Below are 2,933 nucleotides of genomic sequence, written 5' to 3'. Positions count from 1 at the left end.
GAGGCATGGGCCGTAGGGCGTTCCTCAATGGCCGCAATAACACCCGAGGTTGGTGCATGCAGCGGTAACCCCTGGCTTAACCCGGCTTCAGTCAGACGCTGGCCTTTATCAACACGCTCACCGACCTCAACTAATACTTTGCCGGACGGGCCTATGTGTTGACGTACGGGTAAAATGAGCTCTGTTGGCAATGGCAAACGTCTTATTGGACGGCTGCTGGCCGGTTGCTTGCGTTCCGGCGGATGAACGCCACCGGGGAACTGACCGATGATACCGGTGTTAAAGTCGCGGTTTACTGTTTTTACATCGCTCATTCAACCACCTTCACCGGAATACTATTGGCTTTTATGTTTTCTTTTACGGTGTCTAAGTCCCACTGCCAGGTTTCGGGCTTAGGTTTAACCGCCACCATGTCAATGCAGTCAACCGGACACGGCTCGACACAAAGGTCACAACCTGTACATTCATGTTCAATAACGGTGTGCATTTGTTTTGCAGCGCCTAAAATGGCATCAACCGGGCATGCCTGAATGCATTTGGTACAGCCAATGCACTCGTCTTCACGAATAACCGCGACTTTTTTAACGTCTTCTTCGCCGTGTGCATCGTCAAGGGGTTTGGGTTCAACGCCCATTAAGTCGGCAAGCTGTTTTATGGTTGCTTCGCCACCGGGAGGACACTTATTAATGTCATCGCCATCGGCAATGGCCTGTGCGTATGGGCGGCAACCCGGATATCCGCACTGCCCACACTGTGTTTGTGGCAGAATTTCGTCAATTTGGTCAACAATGGGATCGCTCTCGACACGGAATTTAACCGCGGCAAAGCCGAGTATCACCCCGAATATCAGCGCTAATACGCCCAGCGCGATAACTGCTCCGAATAAACTCATTAACCGCTCACCAATCCGCTAAAGCCCATAAAGGCAAGAGACATAAGCCCTGCGGTGATCATTGCAATAGCTGAGCCTTTAAATGCTACCGGCACATCGGCGGCAGCTAAGCGCTCACGCAGAGCTGAGAATAAAATCAGTACCAAGGAGAACCCAACTGCGGCACCCAGGCCATAAACAATGGACTGCACAAAGTTGTGTTGCTCGTTGACGTTAAGCAAAGCAACACCGAGAACGGCACAGTTGGTGGTAATTAGAGGCAGAAAAATGCCCAGCAACCGGTACAGCGTTGGACTCGTTTTGTGCACCACCATTTCGGTGAACTGCACGACCACGGCAATAACCAGAATAAAACTTAAGGTTTGCAATGACATTAAATCCAGCGGCTCTAACAAATACTGATTGACCAGATAACTGCAGACCGAGGCCAGTGTCAGCACAAATGTGGTGGCAGCGGACATACCTATGGCGGTATCTAACTTGCTGGAAACGCCCATAAACGGGCACAAGCCCAGGAACTTTACCAACACAAAGTTGTTTACCAGCACGGTGCCTATCAGTAGCAGTAAGTAATCGGTCATTTACCTTTCCGGGTACTGTGGTTATTTAAGACCGCATATTATCGGTGTTTTGGCCGCCATAAACAACAGACAGCGAGCATGGGTTTAGGAGAAAATTCCGATATTGTCATCTTTTATTCACGAAACTGATTATTTAGTGTCATAAAGGCTTGGCAAAGTAGCCCCAACTGAAGCCAACTTGGGTTTTCTACCATGGTATTGTTCAGTTATTTACAACGCTTTGATCGTTACTGTTATTGCCTGTTTTCCGGGTTGAGGGCGAAAGATCTTCCCGGACAAATTGCTCTACTGACTTCCCGCAGCGGCGATGGCTATGGATACCTCGCTATTGCTTTAATGGTCTGGATGCTCGATGACAGCGGTGACGAATATTTTACCAGTCTGATATGCGCATTTTCTCTTGAACTTCCTCTTTACTGGATCATGAAAAACAGTTTTCGTCGGCAACGTCCCTGTGAGCGTAACTTGTCTTTTGCGGCGCTTATTGTTGCCAGCGACAAGTTTAGCTTTCCTTCCGGGCATACGGCGGCAGCGGTTTTATTCGCCACGGTTACCTACCACTATTATCCTGCCGCGGGGTTAGCCTGTTTTGGCTGGGCAATGGCTATTGGGGCGTCAAGAGTGGTGGTCGGGGTTCATTATCCGAGTGATATTGTTGCCGGTGTTGCACTGGCTGTCTTAGTTTCGGAACTGACGATATGAAAATTCTTTACGGAGTTCAGGGTACAGGGAATGGTCATTTAAGTCGTTGCCACACATTAGCTCAGTCTTTGACTAAACATCGTAATGTTGAAATTGATTACCTCATATCGGGTCGCCAGCCTTCAGGGCTTTTTGACATGGAGGTTTTCGGTGACTACCAATGGCGTCAGGGCTTGTCGTTTGTCACCGAAAGGGGGAGGCTTCGCCGACGCAAGACATTACTCAATAACCATTGGCGGCAGTTTTGGCAAGATGTGAAAAACTTACCGGTTACCGACTATGACCTGGTAATTACTGACTATGAGCCGGTAACCGCCTGGGCGGCGAAGAAACAAGGCGTGCGCTGTGTTGGTTTGGGCCGACAATACGCTTTTCATGAACCCGATTTGTTTAAACGGTTGTCCTGGTGGCAAAAGCAGCTGATTTCCTCCTTTGCACCATGTTCAGAACCCGTTGGTATGCATTGGCTGGCTAGTGGCAATGCGATCCCTCCAGTAGTAAGACAGGAAGAAAACGCCTGTGTCGGGTTAATGCAGCGCGTTGTGGTTTACCTTCCTTTTGAGGATCCCCGAGATATTATTGACCAGCTTCAACCCTTGGATAACTATGAGTTCTCGCTTTTTCATCCTAAGGTAGAGCGGAAGTCGTTGGGGCACATCGAATGCTATCCGCCCTCACGAACGGAGTTTGCTCAGCACTTTAGTAAGGCGTCCGCTATTTTGTCGAATGCCGGTTTCGAAACGAGTTGCGAAGCGCTG

General features: G+C 49.3%; 4 protein-coding genes and 1 pseudogene. 2 read left to right on the top strand and 3 right to left on the bottom strand.

Going from position 1 to position 2,933, the window contains the following annotated elements; genetic code table 11:
* The 3 genes and pseudogenes from B3180_RS05300 to rsxA all read right to left on the bottom strand — a co-directional run.
* A pseudogene (locus B3180_RS05300) lies at positions 1-314 on the bottom strand (electron transport complex subunit RsxC); the annotation flags it as partial.
* Positions 311-892 carry an electron transport complex subunit RsxB gene (gene rsxB / locus B3180_RS05295; protein WP_222235592.1) on the bottom strand — a complete coding sequence of 194 codons (582 nt, stop codon included), beginning with the start codon at positions 890-892 and terminating at the stop codon, positions 311-313. The gene rsxB and the pseudogene B3180_RS05300, both read right to left, overlap by 4 nt.
* Positions 892-1,473 (bottom strand): electron transport complex subunit RsxA, encoded by a 582-nt coding sequence (gene rsxA, locus B3180_RS05290; RefSeq protein ID WP_054490984.1) that lies wholly within the window; start codon positions 1,471-1,473, stop codon positions 892-894. The genes rsxB and rsxA overlap by 1 nt, the downstream gene beginning before the upstream one ends.
* Before the next feature lie 192 nt (positions 1,474-1,665).
* Between rsxA and B3180_RS05285 the strand changes: the two genes are divergently transcribed.
* Together B3180_RS05285 and B3180_RS05280 are read left to right on the top strand one after the other, a co-directional pair.
* Positions 1,666-2,175, top strand: coding sequence for a phosphatase PAP2 family protein (locus B3180_RS05285; RefSeq protein WP_222235591.1), 510 nt, complete (start codon positions 1,666-1,668; stop codon positions 2,173-2,175).
* Positions 2,172-2,933 (top strand): glycosyltransferase family protein (locus tag B3180_RS05280; protein WP_286843422.1); only part of this gene is annotated, 762 nt, incomplete at its 3' end. The genes B3180_RS05285 and B3180_RS05280, both read left to right, overlap by 4 nt.

Origin of the sequence: Idiomarina sp. UBA4206 (genome assembly GCF_002383015.1) — a bacterium.
Taxonomy (GTDB): domain Bacteria; phylum Pseudomonadota; class Gammaproteobacteria; order Enterobacterales; family Alteromonadaceae; genus Idiomarina; species Idiomarina abyssalis.
The sequence above is the reverse complement of the archived record's forward strand: the minus strand, read 5'-3'. Positions and strand labels throughout refer to the sequence as shown.

What these genes read in the sequence shown, in the direction of transcription:
- rsxB (WP_222235592.1), bottom strand. Translation starts at nt 892, where the DNA reads ATGAGTTTATTCGGAGCAGTTATCGCGCTGGGCGTATTAGCGCTGATA.
- rsxA (WP_054490984.1), bottom strand. Translation starts at nt 1,473, where the DNA reads ATGACCGATTACTTACTGCTACTGATAGGCACCGTGCTGGTAAACAAC.
- B3180_RS05285 (WP_222235591.1), top strand. Translation starts at nt 1,666, where the DNA reads ATGGTATTGTTCAGTTATTTACAACGCTTTGATCGTTACTGTTATTGC.